Origin of the sequence: Microbacterium schleiferi (genome assembly GCF_038150145.1) — a bacterium.
Taxonomy (GTDB): domain Bacteria; phylum Actinomycetota; class Actinomycetes; order Actinomycetales; family Microbacteriaceae; genus Microbacterium; species Microbacterium schleiferi_B.
The window spans coordinates 1-15,820 of record NZ_JBBWSA010000007.1 but is presented as its reverse complement, the minus strand read 5'-3'; the positions used below and the strand labels follow the sequence as shown (position 1 = coordinate 15,820).

The window sequence follows — 15,820 nt, the reverse complement described above, 5'->3', positions numbered from 1 at the left end:
CGGCCTACGTCACCGAGCGAGCAGAGCCGTCACCCTCGCGCGGACCGCCTCGGCGATCTCGCCTGCCGGGAGCGAGGCATCCAGCACGAGGAAGCGCTCGGGTTCAGCGGCAGCCAGCGCAAGGTACTCGGCACGCACGCGGGCATGGAACTCGTCACGCTCTGCCTCAAGCCGGTCAAAGGGCTTGTCGGCGGCGTCGAGCCGCGCGCGAGCTGCCTCGGGGTCGAGATCCAGCAGCACGGTGAGGTCAGGAAGCAACCCTCCGGTAGCCCAGAGCGACAGGTCGCGGATCTCGTCGCGACCCAATACCCGACCCGCGCCCTGGTAGGCGACGGACGAGTCGAGGTAGCGGTCCTGGATGACTACCTCGCCCCGCGCGAGAGCCGGGCGCACCACCGTGGCGATGTGATGAGCTCGGTCGGCTGCGTAGAGCAGCGCTTCGGCACGCGGCGACACCTCGCCTCGATGGTGCAGGACGATGTCACGGATGAGCACACCGACCTCGGTCCCGCCGGGTTCGCGCGTGCGCACCACGATGCGGCCCTCAGACTCGAGCCAGTCGCGAAGCAGGCTTGCCTGCGTGGTCTTGCCCGACCCGTCACCGCCCTCGAGGGTGATGAACAGTCCCGGTGAGGTCACTTCTTGGCCGTCGTCTTGCGCGTCGTCGTGGCGCGCTTGGTCGTGCGCTTGGGTGCTGGCCCCTTCGCGCGTTTGTCAGCGAGCAGCTGCACGGCACGCTCGAACGTCACATCATCGACCTGTTCACCGCGCGGAATCGTCGCGTTGGTCTCACCGTCGGTGACGTAGGGTCCGAACCGGCCGTCGCGCAAGCGGATCGGCTTGCCGCTGGTCGGGTCGGCCTCGAACTCCTTGAGCGCACTCGACGCGCGGCGGGCACCGTACTTCGGCTGGGCATAGAGTTCGAGCGCCTGCTCGAGCGTGATGTCGAAGATCTGCGCCTCACTCTCGAGCGAGCGCGAGTCGGTGCCCTTCTTCAGGTACGGACCGAATCGACCGTTCTGCGCCGTGATCTGCTCGCCCGAGGCGGGATCCTCACCCACGACACGCGGCAGATCGAGCAGGCGCAGCGCCGTCTCGAGGTCGATCGTGTCCACCGACATCGACCGGAACAGTGACGCCGTGCGGTTCTTCGGGGCAGCGCTCTTCGCGGTGGACTTCTTGCCCTTCGCCGCGGGCGCCGGCTCAGCCGGTGCTGTCTCGAGAACCTCACCGGTCTCCGGGTCAACGACCGCGGCGGCCTCGGGCTCGGTTTCTTCGATGTAGGGGCCGAATCGGCCATCCTTGACGACGACGAGCTTGCCGTTGGCGGGGTTCTCGCCGAGGACGCGGTTGCCGGCGACCGGGGCGTCGATCAGTTCCTGTGCCTTCTCGGGCGTGAGCTCGTCGGGCGCGAGGTCGTCGGGAACGTTGACGCGGCGCGGGTCGGCATCCGGGTTCGCAGGGTCGATGACCTCGAGGTAGGGCCCGTACTTGCCGACACGCAGGGTCACGGTGTCGCTGATCGGACGCGCGTTGAGCTCACGCGCGTCGATGTCGCCGAGGTTGTCGACGATGTTGCGAAGGCCGACGTGGGCATCCGAACCGTAGTAGAACTCCTTGAGCCACTCGATGCGCTTCTGCTCACCCCGCGCAATGGCGTCAAGGTCGTCTTCGAGCGCGGCAGTGAAGTCGTAGTCGACAAGCTCCGAGAAGTGCTCTTCGAGCAGACGCACGACGCTGAACGCGACCCAGCTGGGCACAAGGGCCTGACCCCGCTTGGTGACGTACCCGCGGTCGAGGATGACGTCGATGATGCTCGCGAACGTCGACGGGCGTCCGATGCCCTTCTCTTCGAGCGCCTTCACGAGGCTCGCCTCGGTGTAGCGGGGCTTGGGGCTCGTGCTGTGGCCCTTGGGCTCGACATCCGTGAGACTCAGCACATCGCCGACCGCGAGCGCCGGCAGCGACTGGTCGTCGGAGCGGTCGGCATCGGCACGCTTTTCGTCGCGGCCCTCTTCGTAGGCTTCGAGGAAGCCCTTGAAGGTGTAGACGGTTCCGGATGCCGTGAACTCGGCCTTCTTGCCATCGGCATCGAGGGCCAGCGTGACGGTGGTGGTCTCGTACTTGGCATCCGACATCTGGCTGGCGATCGTGCGTTTCCAGATGAGGTCGTACATGCGCTCTTCGTCGCGGTCGAGCTGGCCGGTGACCTCGCTCGGGCGGCGGAAGAACTCACCCGACGGACGGATCGCCTCGTGCGCCTCCTGCGCGTTCTTGGAGTTGTTGCGGTACGTCCGCGGGTTCAGCGGCACGGCCTTGTCGCCGTAGAGCTCGACGGCCTGCGTGCGCGCGGCGGTGACCGCCTGCGCCGACAGGGCCGTCGAGTCGGTGCGCATATAGGTGATGTACCCCTTCTCGTAGAGGCGCTGAGCGACGCTCATGGCGTGTTTCGCGCTCATCGAGAGCTTGCGGCCTGCCTCCTGCTGCAGGGTCGAGGTCGTGAACGGCGGCTTGGGGCTACGGGTGCCGGGCTTTGCGTCAAGGGCGGTGACGGATGCCTCAGCAGCGGCCTCCACGGCTGCGGCGAGTGCGCGCGCCGCTGCTTCGTCGAGGACGACGACCGCCTTCTTCAGCTGGCCCTTGTCGTCGAAGTCCGCTCCGCGCGCGAGCGATGCGCCGTCGAGGCGCGCGAGGCGCGTCGTGAAGGAAGAGCCATTCTTGCCGGCGAGAGCCTCGACGTCCCAGTAGTCGGCGGGAACGAACGCCATCCGCTCCCGCTCGCGGTCGACGACCATGCGGGTTGCGGCGGACTGCACGCGGCCGGCAGAAAGGGCAGCTCCTTCGCGGCCCGAGCCGACCTTGCGCCACAGCACCGGCGAGACATCCCACCCGTAGAGGCGGTCGAGCACGCGCCGGGTCTCCTGCGCGTCGACCAGGGCAAGGTCGAGGTCTCGGGTCTTGTCGACGGCGGCACGGATCGCATCCTTGGTGATCTCGTGGAAGACCATGCGCTTGACGGGAACCTTGGGCTTGAGCACCTCGAGCAGGTGCCAGGCGATGGCCTCACCCTCGCGGTCCTCATCTGTGGCCAGCAGGACCTCGTCGGCATCCTTCAGTGCGCGCTTGAGTTCAGCGACGGTCTTGGTCTTGCGATCACTGATGACGTAGTAGGGGTCGAAGTCGTTGTCGACGTCGATCGAATACTTCCCGTAGGCCTGCTTCTTTTCGGCCGGGATGTCCTTCTTGCTCGCAAGGTCGCGGATGTGTCCCACCGAGCTGAGCACCTCGTACCCGTCGCCCAGGTATCCCTGGATCGACTTCATCTTCGTCGGGGACTCGACGATGACAAGCTTCTTGCCTGTGGCCAACGAAAGCTTCCTTTCTTCGATGCACACCATACACACACGGCGACACAGCGAAGGCTGAGAGCGCTACGGTGGCGGGCCGGCGCGTGCGGTTGCAGTGACCTCGAACGCGCCGAAGGGAACCGAAACCGACACGGTCGCGATGAGCTCGACAAGCTCGCACGAACGCATCCGTGCTCCCAGCGTGGAAGCGACCTCGGCAGCCCGATCGCAGGGGACACCGGGGACCGCTCCGGATGCGGCATCCGCTGCCGCGAGAGCCGCCGAGTCAGCCGCGCCGGCCACGCGTTGGGCGACGACGGATGCCGCGCCCACGCCCGCCGCCGCCACGATCACCGCAGCACCGATCACCGCAATACCCGCCGAGGCAACGGTGCCCGCCATTACCAGCCATCCGCGAGGGCGCAGCCGCGCGCTGTGACGGGAATCCCGGAAACCGTGCGCGCCGCGGTCACGCACACGAGGTCTCCCTCGTCGCTGATCTCGACCGACGCGCCGGGGACGGCTGCCTGCACGACGGCACTCACGCGCGCGCCGCTTTCGCCGCGTGAGGCAAGGCGCGCAGCGTCGGCAACGGCATCCTGCAACAGAATCTGCCGCCCGGCAGCACCCAGAATCCCGACGGCGAGAAGCACCACAACCGCGACAGCAGTCATCGCGATCGCGAACTCGGCGGCGACCGACCCGCGATCACCGCCGAGTCCGTCGCGGATCATTCGACGCTGAGCGCGCGGCGCACCAGGTCGGTGAGGATGCCGCGCACCTCGTCCGAGCGCATGATCACGACCAGAAGGCCAGCGAAGGCGACTGCGGCCATCGTGGCAATCGCGTATTCCGCGGTGGCGGCGCCGGTCTCGTCCAGAAACAGCTCGCGCGCGGCACGCGAGGTCAAACGGGGCAGTGAGGACATGGGTTCTCCAATCGGTTGTGGAAGCGGGCACAGGAAGTGGGCACGGTCAGGGGAGGGGAAGAGACACGGACGGCAGGATGCTGAGGAACATCGGCGCAACGCCCAGGCACAGGAAGGCCGGGAGCGTGCACACGCCGAGCGGCAGGAGCAGTTTGGTCGACAGGCGAGCTGCGCGCAGGCGACCGTCGACCCGAGCCCGGTGCCGATCCAGCGCGGCAGCGGAGCGCAGCAGTTCGACCGCCGGTACTCCTGCCGCCTCAGAAAGGAGGAGAGTGTCACGCACCGCCGCGGAATCGTCGGCATCCGCGCCGCGCGCGGCATCCACGAGGGTCCGGGCCCGCGACACCGATACGCCGCCGCTGAGCGCTATCGCGGTGAGGTCGGCATCCATTCCCGGCATCACGGCGTCACGGTGAGCGGCAAGCGCCAGCCGCGACGTCCAGCGTCGCCCGGCCATGAGTAGCCCGACGCCGGCCACGGCACATGCCCATCCGGCAGGCTCGCGCAGCAACGTTCCGAGGGGATCGAACCCGAGGGCGAATGCGAGACCGATTCCGACAGCCGGAAGCCAGCCGAGCAGTCGAGCAGTGGACGTCGGTTCGGCCAGAGCGACGCGGATCTCGTCAGCTGACTCCTCGGCATCCCGCAGCACGTCGGCGAAGGAGCGAAGGGCGGGCGCCAGCGGCGCCCCAACCGTCGTCGCGATCGACCACGCCGCAGCCACGTCTCGCCACATTCGTCGCTCTCGTGCGTGGACCGACTCGCCCACCGCATCGACTCTCGCGATGCGGATCCTGCGGCGTGGCTCCGGTGCGGGCTCGACGGCCAGGGCAGCGATCGCGCTGTCAATTCGGGCACCGCCGTCGACGGCATTGACGACCTGCGACGCCTGCAGGTCGCCCTGCTTCGCCAGATGGTCCCAGGCACGAGTCGGGGTGACCCCGGCCTCGAGCAACACAGCGACGCGCAGAACTGTCTCGGCGACCTGCGCTGTCATGACACCTCCTCTATATGGAGGCGACCGTCGGGGCCGAGCGTTGGGCGGCCGAGAGCGCCGATGCGACGGATACCGTCGCGGTCGCGGGTCACGTGAATGACCACTCCGATCGCGCTCGTGACCTGCCGGGCGAGCGCGTTGTCGGTGAGGCCTGCGAGGGCTCCGAGGGCCTCGAGCCTCGCGGGCACATCGGCGAGGCTGTTGGCGTGCACGGTGCCGGCACCACCGTCGTGACCGGTATTCAGCGCCGACAGCAGTTCGCGGATCTCTTCGCCGCGGCACTCCCCCACGACGAGTCGGTCAGGCCTCATCCGGAGCGCTTCGCGCACGAGGCGAGCGAGGCTGATCCCCCCGGCCCCCTCGAGGTTGGGTTGTCGCGCCTCGAGACGCACATGGTGAGGGTGCTCGAGACGCAGCTCTGCGACATCCTCGATCGTCAGGATGCGTTCGTGGCGCCCCGCCTCGGACAGAAGAGCAGACAGCAGTGTCGTCTTTCCCGCCCCGGCGGCTCCCGTGATCAGCACGTTCTCGCGGGCGCTCACGATCTCGCGTAGCCGGTCGCCGACCTCGGCATCGAACATGCCCCGCCGACCGAGCTCAGCCAGCGTGACCGATTGCAGGCGCGGGACCCGGATGGATACGAGCGTGCCACTGACCGAGACCGGAGGAAGGACTGCGTGCACCCGCACACCGCCGTCGAGCCTCACGTCGACGCAGGGGTGCGATTCGTCGATGTGCCGACCACCCGCCGCGATCAGAGAGACCGCCAGATCACGTGCGTCGGTCTCGGCGAGTTCGATACCTGCCGCGCGACGCGGCCCCTGACCTCGGTCGACGAACACCGCCGCACCGTTCACGAAGACATCAGTGGTCTCGGGGTCCTCCAGGTGGGAACGCAGCAGGTTCAGCGACGGATGCCGCAGCCACTCGGCTCCGCGAAGAGACCCGCCCATCCGCGCTCCTGGCGCGCCTCCTCCTGCGCGCCCGGTGACAGACGGCGGAAGCGGAACGAAGAGGTCAGGCATGCCTCGACGGTAGGCATCCGGTTCCTGGCACCCGGCACGCCAGCGCGAGAGCGCGAGCAAACGCGTAGACGAGGCGAGCTGGGGAGGAACACTGCCGGCGCGGCAAGAATGCCCCGACACAAAAGAGGGCGGCATCCCATCGGGGGAGAGGGATGCCGCCGTGCGGCACCGTTATCGGGGGTGGTCGGTGCCGCGATGCCAGAATCAGATGTTCGGCCGCGCACAAGCATACGCAACGAAAGGGACCGTCACAATCCGTTGTGGGAATCTACATCCCCACTTCCGGAGGTAGTGTGCCCGTGCGGTGCTGACTAGCCTTTCGCTAGCTCTCGAGACACGACGAATCACGAGAACACCCTCCAGCCCGCGAAGGAGCGAGCCGAATGAGCAGTCAGATTGACCACCTGCTGAACGAGACCCGACGATTTGCCCCGTCCGCCGCGTTCGCCGAGAACGCGATCGGTGGCGCCGAGCTGTACCAGCGCGCCGCTGACGATCGCGAGGGGTTCTGGGCAGAGCAGGCGCGCGAGCTGCACTGGCACACGCCGTTCACTGAGGTGCTCGACTGGTCGAATCCTCCGTTCGCGACCTGGTTCGCGGATGGCAAGCTCAACGTCGCCTACAACTGCCTCGACCGGCATGTCGAAGCGGGCAACGGCGACCGGGTCGCGCTGCTGTGGGAGGGAGAGCCCGGCGACACGCGCCGCGTCACCTACGCCGAGCTGACCGACGAGGTCAAGCGCCTGGCCAACGTCCTCGAGGGCCTCGGGGTCGGCGAGGGCGACCGGGTCGCCATCTATATGCCGATGATCCCCGAGTCGGTTGCCGCGATGCTCGCCGTCGCGCGGATCGGCGCGATTCACTCGGTCGTGTTCGGCGGCTTCTCGGCCGACAGCCTGCGCGCACGGATCGACGACGCCGGCGCCAAGGTCGTCATCACCGCCGACGGCGGCTACCGCAAGGGCAAGGTGTCGGCGCTCAAGCCCGCCGTCGACGCCGCCCTCAGTGACCGCGGATCGGGGGAGCAAGAGACCGTCGAGCACGTGCTGGTCGTTCGTCGCGGCGAGAACCCCGTCGAATGGACCGAGGGCCGCGACATCTGGTGGCACGACGCCGTGCCTGCGGCATCCGCCGATCACGAGGCAATGCCGTTCCCGGCAGAGAACCCCCTCTTCATCCTCTATACCTCCGGTACCACCGGGAAGCCGAAGGGCATCCTGCACACCTCCGGCGGTTACCTCACCCAGGCCGCCTTCACGAACCGCGTCGTCCACGACCTGCACCCAGAGTCGGATGTGTACTGGTGCACTGCCGACATCGGGTGGATCACCGGTCACAGCTACGTCACCTACGGTCCGCTGGCCAACGGTGCAACGCAGGTCCTCTATGAAGGAACGCCCGAGACCCCGCATCCGGCGCGCTGGTGGGAGCTCGTCGAGAAGTACGGCGTGACGATCCTCTACACCGCCCCGACGGCCATCCGTTCGTTCATGAAGATCGGGCGCACCGCGGTGCAGAAGTTCGATCTGTCGAGCATCCGGCTGCTCGGCTCGGTGGGTGAGCCCATCAACCCCGAGGCATGGATGTGGTACCGCGAGGTCATCGGTGGGGATGCCGCTCCGATCGTCGACACGTGGTGGCAGACCGAGACCGGCGCGATCATGATCTCGGCGCTGCCCGGCGTCACTGAGGCCAAGCCCGGAAGCGCACAGGTGCCGCTGCCGGGAATCGGCGTGGATGTCGTCGACGAGGCCGGCGAACACGTCGGCAACGGGAACGGTGGGCTGCTCGTGCTCACCGAACCGTGGCCCAGCATGCTGCGCGGCATCTGGGGCGACCCGGAACGGTTCGTCGAAACCTACTGGGAGAAGTTCCGCGATCAGGGCTATTACTTCGCCGGCGACGGCGCGCGCCTGGACGAGGACGGCGACGTGTGGCTGCTCGGCCGCGTGGATGACGTCATGAACGTCTCAGGTCACCGCCTGTCGACGGCCGAGATCGAATCGGCTCTGGTCGCACACGAAGCCACCGCCGAGGCGGCAGTTGTCGGGGCATCCGATGAGACCACCGGTCAGGCGGTCGTTGCGTTCGTCATCCTCAAAGAGAGCTTCCTCAAGGCGCACTCCCCCGAGGGCCTCGCTGCGCAGCTGCGGAGCTGGGTCGCCGAACAGATCGGCCCGATCGCCCGCCCGCGAGACATCTACATCGTCGGCGAACTCCCCAAGACCCGGTCGGGCAAGATCATGCGCCGCCTGCTCCGCGACGTGGCAGAGGGCCGCGAGGTCGGCGACACCACGACCCTCGCCGACACCGCCGTCATGTCGGTGATCTCGGCGCAGGTTCGCTGAGCTCGGCATCCGTGGGGTAGGCGAAACCCGCGGGGTAGGACGTTTCGGAACCGAATCGTCCTACCCCGCGATAATTCGTTCGCCCGTGCGGCTCAGGCGAGGGTGAAGACGACCTCGACCTCGACGGGGCTGTCCAGCGGCAGCACGGGCACACCGACGGCAGAGCGTGCGTGACGCCCAGCGTCGCCGAAGACCTCACCGAGCAGTTCGCTTGCACCGTTGATGACGCCGGGCTGCCCGGTGAACTCCGGAACGGATGCCACGAAGCCGGTCACCTTCAGCACGCCGGTGAGCTTGTCCACGCCGCCTGCAGCAGCCGCGGCGGCAGCGATCGCGTTGAGCGCTGACTGTCGCGCATAGGACGCGGCATCCGACGCGGGAACGAGCCCGTGGCCGTCGCCGACCTTGCCGGTGGCCGGCAACGCACCCGAAACGAAGGGGAGCTGACCGGCGGTGTAGACGAGGTCGCCGTGCACCTTCGCGGGGATGTAGGCCGCGACGGGCGGGGCGATCTGGGGAAGATCGATGCCGAGCTCTGCAAGGCGGGCGGAAACGCTCATCGGGTCACTCTCCGAACTGCTGGGCGGCAACGGCTGCCGCATCGAGGCCGGCGTTGGCTGCTCCGCCGCCGGTGGGACGCTTGAAGTATCCGACGAGGCCACCCTCGGGACCAGGCACGACCTGCACCAGCTCCCACCCCTGCTTACCCCAGTTGTTGAGGATCGCAGCGGTGTTATGGATCAGCAGCGGCGTGGTCATGTACTCCCACGTGATCATCGGAGCTCCCGGGGTGGTCGGTGACGGCGAGGGAACGGATGCTTCCCTCATGCCGCGATCTCGCGGGCGCGCGCGAGGCTGTCGAGCCTTCGCACAGGAAGCTCCCTTAGCATCAAGCCTATGCCTGAAACGAAAAGAACGGCTGGCGGTGTGCTCGGCGGCCTCCTCGGAGTGGTCGGCCTCAGTGCCGTCGCAGGAGTCCTCGTCGCCGCAACCGTGACGCCGGCGATCGCCATTTCTGGTGCCGCAGCATCGAGCGCGATCACACTTTTCGACAATCTTCCCAGCGCGCTCGAGATCGACGAGCTGATGCTGCCGACGACGTTCTACTGGATGAACTACGACACGGGCGAGTACGAGGTCATGACGCAGTTCTATGACCAGAACCGCGATCCGGTGACCTTCGATGAGATCGCGCCCGTCATGTACGACGCGATCCTCTCGAGCGAAGACAAGAACTTCTACTCGCATGGCGGCGTCGATCTCGTCGGCACCGCGCGCGCCGTCATCTCCGGCGGCGAGCAGGGCGGTGGCTCGTCCATCAGCCAGCAGTACGTCAAGAACATCCTCATCCAGAAGTGCGAGGCAGAGGTCGGCACCGGCGACAACGCCGACATGACGCAGGAAGAGAAGGATGCCGCCAAGGACGCGTGCTTCACTGACGCGACTGTCGCGAGCGGCGTGGAGGGCTACCAGCGCAAGCTGCAGGAGATGCGGTATGCGATCGCTCTGGAGCAGAAGTACTCCAAGGACGAGATCCTGCTCGGCTACCTCAACATCGCGAACTTCGGTGGTCAGAACTACGGCATCGGCGCCGCCGCACACTACTACTTCGGCGTGAGCCCCGCTGACCTGACGCTCGGCCAGGCCGCGGCGCTGGCCGGCATGGTGCAGACCCCGAACCTCTACCGCCTCGACCGTCCGGATGGGTCCTGGACCGACAAGGACGGCAATCCGATCAACAGCGCCGCTGACGGCTATTCGCTGACCAAGGACCGACAGACCTATGTGCTGACCCGGATGCTCGCCGACGGCAAGATCACCCAGGAGGAGTACGACGCCGCGGTTGCCGAACCGATCGTGCCACAGATCACTCCAGCCGACACCGGCTGTGGCGTCGTTCCCGGTAAGGCCGCGTACTTCTGCCAGTACGCGCGCGGCATCATGGAGAACGACGAGGCCTTCGGTGCGACGAAGGAAGAGCGCACAAAGCTCCTCAAGCAGGGTGGACTCAACGTCTATCTGACGATCGACCGGCGCCTAGAGCAGGCCGCTGAACAGGCGATGACCGAGAACGTGCAGACCTCGATCGAGGGCTACACGAACGGCGACACGGGGCGGCTCGGCGCTGCGACGACGAGCATCGAGACCAAGACCGGCAGGATCCTCGAGATCACGCAGAATACGCTCTTCAGCGAGACCGTCACGGGGGATCCGAACTACTCGTCCCTGGTCTACGCGGGGAATCTGAAGTACGGCGGCTCGAAGGGCTTCGAGGGTGGATCGACGTTCAAGGTGTTCACGCTGTTGGAGTGGCTGCAAGAGGGACACTCGGTCAATGAGGTGATCAACGGCAACGTCCAGGTCTTCAAGAACTTCCGTAACAGTTGCTTCGGCGACATTAGAAACAACACCACGCTCATCAACAACTTCGCCAAGAGCGCCGGCTACGTCGGAACGCCAATGCGGTTCACCGCAGACTCTCTCAACACGGGATTCCTGGCGATGGCCTCGCAGCTCGACATGTGCGGCATCGAGAAGACCGCAGCGAAGATGGGTGTGGTCCGAGGAGACGGCGACCCGGTGCAGGTGCGCGTGCCGTTCGACGTGCTCGGATCGAACAACATTGCGCCGATCGACGTCGCCGCTGCTTATGCGACGATCGCCAACAACGGCGTTTACTGCACGCCGAAGGTTATCGATCGGATCACCGATGCCAACGGCAACGAGGTCGCGCTGCCGGCAGCATCCTGCACGCAGGTTCTCGAGCCCAACATCGCGGCAACCGCCGCCTTCGCACTCCAGGGCGTCATGACTAGCGGCTCAGGTCGGGCGTCCAACCCGTACGACGGCACGCCGATCCTCGGAAAGACCGGTACCCACGAAGCCAAGCAGACATGGCTTGTCGCATCGAGCACGAACGTGACGACCGCGGTATGGGTCGGCAACTCGGACGGCGACGCCGACGTCAGCCGCTGGCCGTGGAACCACCTTTACACGAGGCACTCTGTAGCAAAGCCCATCCTGCGAGCCGCTGACGCCCTCTACGGCGGAGACGGATTCCCCGCACCTGATACCAACCTCACCAAGACCGTCATGTACGATCTGCCGGATGTTGTGGGCAAGAGCGTCGAGGAGGCAACGAAGACGCTCGAGGAAGCTGGATTCCAGGTAATCGTCGGCGAGGCAGTGAACTCGACCCAGGGCGCGGGGATCGTCGCGCAGCAAGACCCCGGCGCAGGCAAGGTCGCGGGCGGCGCGACCGTCACGCTCTACCCCAGCAACGGGCAGGGTGTGACGGTTCCTGCGGTCAGCGGCTCGGTGGATCAGGCCCGCAGCACCCTCCAGGCCGCGGGTCTGAACGTTACCGGCGGCAGCTGCAGCAGCCCCGCAGCGACGGCAACCGTGACAGGCACGAGCCCCGGTGCAGGAACGATGGTCGGGCGCGGATCTACCGTGAACATCAACGTGAACTGCACCGCACCCGGGCCCACGCCCGGACCGACCCCGTGAGTTCACCTCTCGGACGCACCGCCCTCACGACCCTCGGGGTCGTGGGGGCGGTCGGCGTCGGCACTGCAGTCTGGGGAACCGCAGTCGAACGCTACCTGTACACGGTGCGCCGTCACGAGGTGCGCATCTTGCCCGCAGGCTCCGCTCCGCTTCGAATCCTGCACCTCTCCGACATCCACATGGCACCGTGGCAGCGCCGCAAGCAGCGCTGGCTCGCGGGGCTTGCCGACGAGCTCCACCCTGACCTCGTCGTGAACACCGGCGACAACCTCGGCCACGCGGAAGGGCTGACCGGCGTTCGCGCCGCGCTCGACCCGCTGCGCGGCATCCCGGGCGTCTACGTGCACGGATCGAACGACCATGACGCCCCGCTCCCCCGCAACCCGCTGCGCTACTTCTCCGGACCGTCCACGGCCGTCCCGAAGCCCGATCGCCTCGACGTCGGGGCGCTTGACGCGTACCTGCAGAACGAACTGGGGTGGCACGAGCTCAACAACGCCGCAGCATCCTTCGCGGTCGATGACACGCTCATCGCGGCCTTCGGCGTCAGCGACGCCCACCGCCACTGGGACCGGCTCGACGTGCTCCCGCCGCTTGTGGCCGACCTGGAGGCGCAGTCCCCCGCCCTCACGATCGGCGTCAGCCACGCCCCATACCGCCGCGTGCTCGATTCCTTCACGGGGCTCGGCGCCGACATGATCTTCGCCGGGCACACGCACGGCGGACAGGTACGGATGCCCGGATTCGGTGCCCTGGTGGCCAACTGCGATATCCCGCTCGACCAAGCGCGGGGCCTCAGCACGTGGCGCAAGGAGGGACGCTCGGTGCCGCTGCACGTGAGCGCCGGCGTCGGTCATTCGATCTACGCGCCGGTGCGCTTCGCCTGCCGTCCGGAGGTCTCGTTGATCACTCTCACCGCGGTGGATGCCGACGGCGGTTCGGGCGGCGCGCGCTGATCGGGTAGACTCGAACGGTTGCCACGGGGTGTGGCGCAGCTTGGTAGCGCGCGTCGTTCGGGACGACGAGGCCGCAGGTTCAAATCCTGTCACCCCGACGCATTGTCTTGCGGGAGCCGACCAGAAGTCGGCTCCCGCAAGACAATGATCGCGGTGACTAACGGGCCCCCAGCGCCCGAGGCTCCGCGCGACGCGAAGCAGCGCGTGGAGTGGCCCTGGGGCGCACCCCGACCATCGAGCAAGATCACAACAATCAAGACCTGACGGTGTCGTCGCCTCTCCCGGAAGGATCCTGATGGCCACCCCTCCCCGCCTGGTTGCGTTCGACCTGGATGACACGCTGGCTCCCTCGAAGAGCGCGATCGATCCGCGGATGGGAGATCTGCTCGTTGCTCTTGCCGAGCGTGTCGAGGTCGCGATCATCTCGGGCGGGCAGCTCGCCCAGTTCACGATGCAGGTCGTCGACCGTCTTCCCGAGGCCTCAGCTGACACGCTCGCTCGGCTGCACCTGCTCCCCACCTGCGGCACGCAGTACTACCGGCTGAGCACTGACGGTATCGACACGATCTACGCCCACTCGCTCGCCGACGATGAGAAGCAGCGGGCACTCGCTGCCGTCGAAGAAGAGGCCAAGCGCCTGGGCCTCTGGGAGTCGGAGACCTGGGGAGACATCCTCGAAGACCGCGGCTCACAGATCACGTTCTCAGCCCTCGGGCAGCAGGCTCCCGTCGACGTCAAGATGGCCTGGGATCCCACGGGTGAGAAGAAGAACACGCTCCGCGAGGCCGTTGCCGCCCGCGTGCCCGACCTCGAGGTGCGCTCCGGGGGATCGACCTCGGTCGACATCACCGCACGCGGGATCGACAAGGCGTACGGGATGCGTCAGCTCGCCGAACAGACCGGCATCCCCCTCGATGACATGCTCTTCGTCGGAGACCGTCTCGACCCGGACGGCAACGACTACCCGGTCCTCGCGATCGGAGTCACCTGTCAGGCCGTTGAGGGCTGGGAAGACACCGCCGCGTTCCTCGAGGCGCTCATCCCGACGTTGCCTACTCCGTCGGAGCGGTGACCGTCGCGTAATAGCCACGGATGTGGTCGGTCACAGCCGCACGCGCAGCGTCAGCCTGACCGTCACCGATGAGCTCGACGATCCGGTGGTGCTCGTGGCGGAGGCGTACGGCCGCGTCATCCCAGTCGGCGATTCGACGGATGCCGCGCGCCACGTACCCCTCGATGGCGTCGCGTAGGCCCCCCATCATCGCCACCGTGACGCCGTTGCCAGCGGCTTCGGCCAGCGCGAGGTGTAGCTGCGCATCAAGAGCGACGAACTCCTCCGGGCTCAGCGACGTGTCATCCATCGCCCCCAGTACCCGCTGAACATCGACGAGATCGGGTGACACCGCGGTAGCGAGGTCGGCGACGACAGCTGACTCAAGAGCAATACGGGTCTGCACGACATCCTCGACCGCGAAGCTCTGCGCTGCCAGCTGCAGCCGCAACAGCGCCGACATACCACCCGACGGCGTGCCGATGATGATGGCACCGGCGGTGGGGCCGGAGCCCGTGCCCGTGCGGATCAGCCCCATGACCTCCAGCACTCGCAATGCCTCGCGAACGCTCGACCTGCCGACGCCCAGGGTCGTCGCCAACTCGCGTTCTGGGGGCAGGCGATCACCGGGACCGAGTTCTCCGCTCATCAGATCGTTCTCGATCCGGTCCAGCACGATCCGCCAGGCCTTGGCCGGGGCATCCGTCACAGGCACTCCTTCGTCTGCCTCAGGCTACCCAGTGGTCTGACCACCGCCAAACGCGTGCGCGGGATGACCGCGCAAAACCGGGGCGCCGACGCTAGCGTGGGGGGCATGGATCCCCTGCTCATCGTCATCGGCATCGCCGCCGCTGTCTCACTCTTCTGCTGGGTCGCGTCGATCATCACGAAAGACACCTCGTGGGTCGACCGGCTGTGGTCGATCGTGCCCGCGGTCTACGTGTGGGTGTTCGCGGTCGCCGCACTCGTGGCAGGCGAAGAGGCCACGCGGCTTGTCGTGATGGCGGTGCTCGTCACCGCGTGGGGTGCGCGCTTGACGTTCAACTTCGCGCGCAAGGGCGGGTACACGGGGATGGAGGACTATCGCTGGGCGATCCTGCGGGCCCGGATGAGCCCCGCGCAGTTCCAGCTCTTCAATGTGTTCTTCATCGTGCTCTACCAGAACGCCCTGCTCGTGCTGATCTCGCTGCCTGCGCTGATCGCCTGGCAGAACCCGGCACCGTTTACCGGCTGGGATGCCGCGTTCGCCGTGCTCTTCGCGCTCTTCCTCGTGGGTGAGTTCGTCGCCGATCAGCAGCAGTGGGACTTCCACAAGGCCAAGCAGGCCGCGGGCGGGACGCTTGAGCCCGGATTCCTGACGACGGGGCTCTGGCGCTACAGCCGGCATCCGAACTTCTTCTTCGAGCAGGCACAGTGGTGGGCGTTCTACGCGCTCGGCGCCACCGCCGCCGTCACCGCCGGCGCGGGCCTCTGGGGCGGGGTCATCAACTGGACGATCATCGGCGCGGCGCTCCTGACCGTGCTGTTCATCGGCTCCACGGTGTTCACCGAGTCGATCTCGGCATCCAAGTACCCGGCATACACGCAGTACCAGCGGACGACATCGATGCTGCTACCGCTGCCGCCGCGTCAGCGGCCTGCTGAAGCCAACGCCTAGG

At 67.1% G+C, this 15,820-nt stretch carries 15 protein-coding genes and 1 tRNA gene; 6 read left to right on the top strand and 10 right to left on the bottom strand.

All coding sequences use genetic code 11. From position 1 onward, the window contains the following. Window positions 1-9: 9 nt before the first annotated feature. From tmk to AADH62_RS09170, 7 genes are all read right to left on the bottom strand, one after another. Window positions 10-639, bottom strand: a complete 630-nt coding sequence (gene tmk, locus AADH62_RS09200) for a dTMP kinase (RefSeq protein WP_228178012.1) — start codon at window positions 637-639, stop codon at window positions 10-12. Further along, window positions 636-3,368 carry a type I DNA topoisomerase gene (gene topA / locus AADH62_RS09195; RefSeq protein WP_228178011.1) on the bottom strand — a complete coding sequence of 911 codons (2,733 nt, stop codon included), beginning with the start codon at window positions 3,366-3,368 and terminating at the stop codon, window positions 636-638. Before topA ends, tmk begins: the two co-directional genes overlap by 4 nt. Before the next feature lie 63 nt (window positions 3,369-3,431). Then, window positions 3,432-3,749, bottom strand: coding sequence for an Rv3654c family TadE-like protein (locus tag AADH62_RS09190; protein ID WP_341579205.1), 318 nt, complete (start codon window positions 3,747-3,749; stop codon window positions 3,432-3,434). Continuing rightward, complete coding sequence (locus tag AADH62_RS09185) at window positions 3,749-4,081, bottom strand: TadE family type IV pilus minor pilin (RefSeq protein ID WP_228178009.1); 333 nt, start codon at window positions 4,079-4,081, stop codon at window positions 3,749-3,751. The genes AADH62_RS09190 and AADH62_RS09185 overlap by 1 nt, the downstream gene beginning before the upstream one ends. Continuing rightward, a complete protein-coding gene (locus tag AADH62_RS09180) occupies window positions 4,078-4,275 on the bottom strand; it encodes a DUF4244 domain-containing protein (RefSeq protein ID WP_228178008.1) in 198 nt (65 codons plus the stop codon). The genes AADH62_RS09185 and AADH62_RS09180 overlap by 4 nt, the downstream gene beginning before the upstream one ends. A gap of 46 nt (window positions 4,276-4,321) precedes the next feature. Further along, window positions 4,322-5,272, bottom strand: coding sequence for a type II secretion system F family protein (locus AADH62_RS09175; RefSeq protein ID WP_292730410.1), 951 nt, complete (start codon window positions 5,270-5,272; stop codon window positions 4,322-4,324). Continuing rightward, window positions 5,269-6,225: a TadA family conjugal transfer-associated ATPase gene (locus AADH62_RS09170; protein ID WP_341579405.1), complete on the bottom strand. Its 957-nt coding sequence runs from the start codon at window positions 6,223-6,225 to the stop codon at window positions 5,269-5,271. The genes AADH62_RS09175 and AADH62_RS09170 overlap by 4 nt, the downstream gene beginning before the upstream one ends. A gap of 455 nt (window positions 6,226-6,680) precedes the next feature. On the opposite strand from AADH62_RS09170, the gene acs reads away from it, so the two are divergent. Continuing rightward, the gene (acs, locus tag AADH62_RS09165; protein ID WP_341579202.1) at window positions 6,681-8,645 is read left to right on the top strand and encodes an acetate--CoA ligase; all 1,965 of its coding nucleotides are present in this window, start codon (window positions 6,681-6,683) and stop codon (window positions 8,643-8,645) included. Window positions 8,646-8,737: 92 nt separating this feature from the next. Here acs and AADH62_RS09160 read toward each other — a convergent pair whose 3' ends face one another. Together AADH62_RS09160 and AADH62_RS09155 are read right to left on the bottom strand one after the other, a co-directional pair. Continuing rightward, window positions 8,738-9,205 (bottom strand): RidA family protein, encoded by a 468-nt coding sequence (locus AADH62_RS09160; RefSeq protein ID WP_228178004.1) that lies wholly within the window; start codon window positions 9,203-9,205, stop codon window positions 8,738-8,740. 4 nt (window positions 9,206-9,209) lie between these two features. Further along, on the bottom strand, window positions 9,210-9,422 hold the full coding sequence (locus tag AADH62_RS09155) for a DUF4177 domain-containing protein (RefSeq protein WP_228178003.1): 213 nt from the start codon (window positions 9,420-9,422) through the stop codon (window positions 9,210-9,212). Between the two features lie 120 nt (window positions 9,423-9,542). On the opposite strand from AADH62_RS09155, the gene AADH62_RS09150 reads away from it, so the two are divergent. The 4 genes from AADH62_RS09150 (at window position 9,543) to AADH62_RS09135 (ending at window position 14,183) form a co-directional block, all read left to right on the top strand. Beyond that, the gene (locus AADH62_RS09150; protein WP_341579200.1) at window positions 9,543-12,155 is read left to right on the top strand and encodes a transglycosylase domain-containing protein; all 2,613 of its coding nucleotides are present in this window, start codon (window positions 9,543-9,545) and stop codon (window positions 12,153-12,155) included. Then, window positions 12,152-13,111, top strand: coding sequence for a metallophosphoesterase (locus AADH62_RS09145; protein ID WP_341579198.1), 960 nt, complete (start codon window positions 12,152-12,154; stop codon window positions 13,109-13,111). Before AADH62_RS09150 ends, AADH62_RS09145 begins: the two co-directional genes overlap by 4 nt. Window positions 13,112-13,135: 24 nt before the next feature. Continuing rightward, window positions 13,136-13,209, top strand: a tRNA-Pro gene (locus AADH62_RS09140). A 197-nt stretch (window positions 13,210-13,406) separates the two neighbouring features. Next, window positions 13,407-14,183, top strand: a complete 777-nt coding sequence (locus tag AADH62_RS09135) for an HAD-IIB family hydrolase (protein ID WP_341579197.1) — start codon at window positions 13,407-13,409, stop codon at window positions 14,181-14,183. Here the strand turns inward: AADH62_RS09135 and AADH62_RS09130 are convergent. Continuing rightward, window positions 14,164-14,871, bottom strand: coding sequence for a FadR/GntR family transcriptional regulator (locus AADH62_RS09130; RefSeq protein ID WP_341579195.1), 708 nt, complete (start codon window positions 14,869-14,871; stop codon window positions 14,164-14,166). The two genes, AADH62_RS09135 and AADH62_RS09130, sit on opposite strands and share 20 nt — an antisense overlap. 105 nt (window positions 14,872-14,976) lie before the next feature. Here AADH62_RS09130 and AADH62_RS09125 point away from each other — a divergent pair, with 105 nt between their 5' ends. Next, window positions 14,977-15,819 (top strand): DUF1295 domain-containing protein, encoded by an 843-nt coding sequence (locus tag AADH62_RS09125; protein WP_341579194.1) that lies wholly within the window; start codon window positions 14,977-14,979, stop codon window positions 15,817-15,819. The last annotated feature ends 1 nt before the right edge of the window (window position 15,820 follow it).

What these genes read in the sequence shown, in the direction of transcription:
- AADH62_RS09190 (WP_341579205.1), bottom strand. Translation starts at nt 3,749, where the DNA reads ATGGCGGGCACCGTTGCCTCGGCGGGTATTGCGGTGATCGGTGCTGCG.
- AADH62_RS09185 (WP_228178009.1), bottom strand. Translation starts at nt 4,081, where the DNA reads ATGATCCGCGACGGACTCGGCGGTGATCGCGGGTCGGTCGCCGCCGAG.
- AADH62_RS09180 (WP_228178008.1), bottom strand. Translation starts at nt 4,275, where the DNA reads ATGTCCTCACTGCCCCGTTTGACCTCGCGTGCCGCGCGCGAGCTGTTT.
- AADH62_RS09175 (WP_292730410.1), bottom strand. Translation starts at nt 5,272, where the DNA reads ATGACAGCGCAGGTCGCCGAGACAGTTCTGCGCGTCGCTGTGTTGCTC.
- AADH62_RS09170 (WP_341579405.1), bottom strand. Translation starts at nt 6,225, where the DNA reads ATGGGCGGGTCTCTTCGCGGAGCCGAGTGGCTGCGGCATCCGTCGCTG.
- acs (WP_341579202.1), top strand. Translation starts at nt 6,681, where the DNA reads ATGAGCAGTCAGATTGACCACCTGCTGAACGAGACCCGACGATTTGCC.
- AADH62_RS09160 (WP_228178004.1), bottom strand. Translation starts at nt 9,205, where the DNA reads ATGAGCGTTTCCGCCCGCCTTGCAGAGCTCGGCATCGATCTTCCCCAG.
- AADH62_RS09155 (WP_228178003.1), bottom strand. Translation starts at nt 9,422, where the DNA reads ATGATCACGTGGGAGTACATGACCACGCCGCTGCTGATCCATAACACC.
- AADH62_RS09150 (WP_341579200.1), top strand. Translation starts at nt 9,543, where the DNA reads ATGCCTGAAACGAAAAGAACGGCTGGCGGTGTGCTCGGCGGCCTCCTC.
- AADH62_RS09135 (WP_341579197.1), top strand. Translation starts at nt 13,407, where the DNA reads ATGGCCACCCCTCCCCGCCTGGTTGCGTTCGACCTGGATGACACGCTG.
- AADH62_RS09125 (WP_341579194.1), top strand. Translation starts at nt 14,977, where the DNA reads ATGGATCCCCTGCTCATCGTCATCGGCATCGCCGCCGCTGTCTCACTC.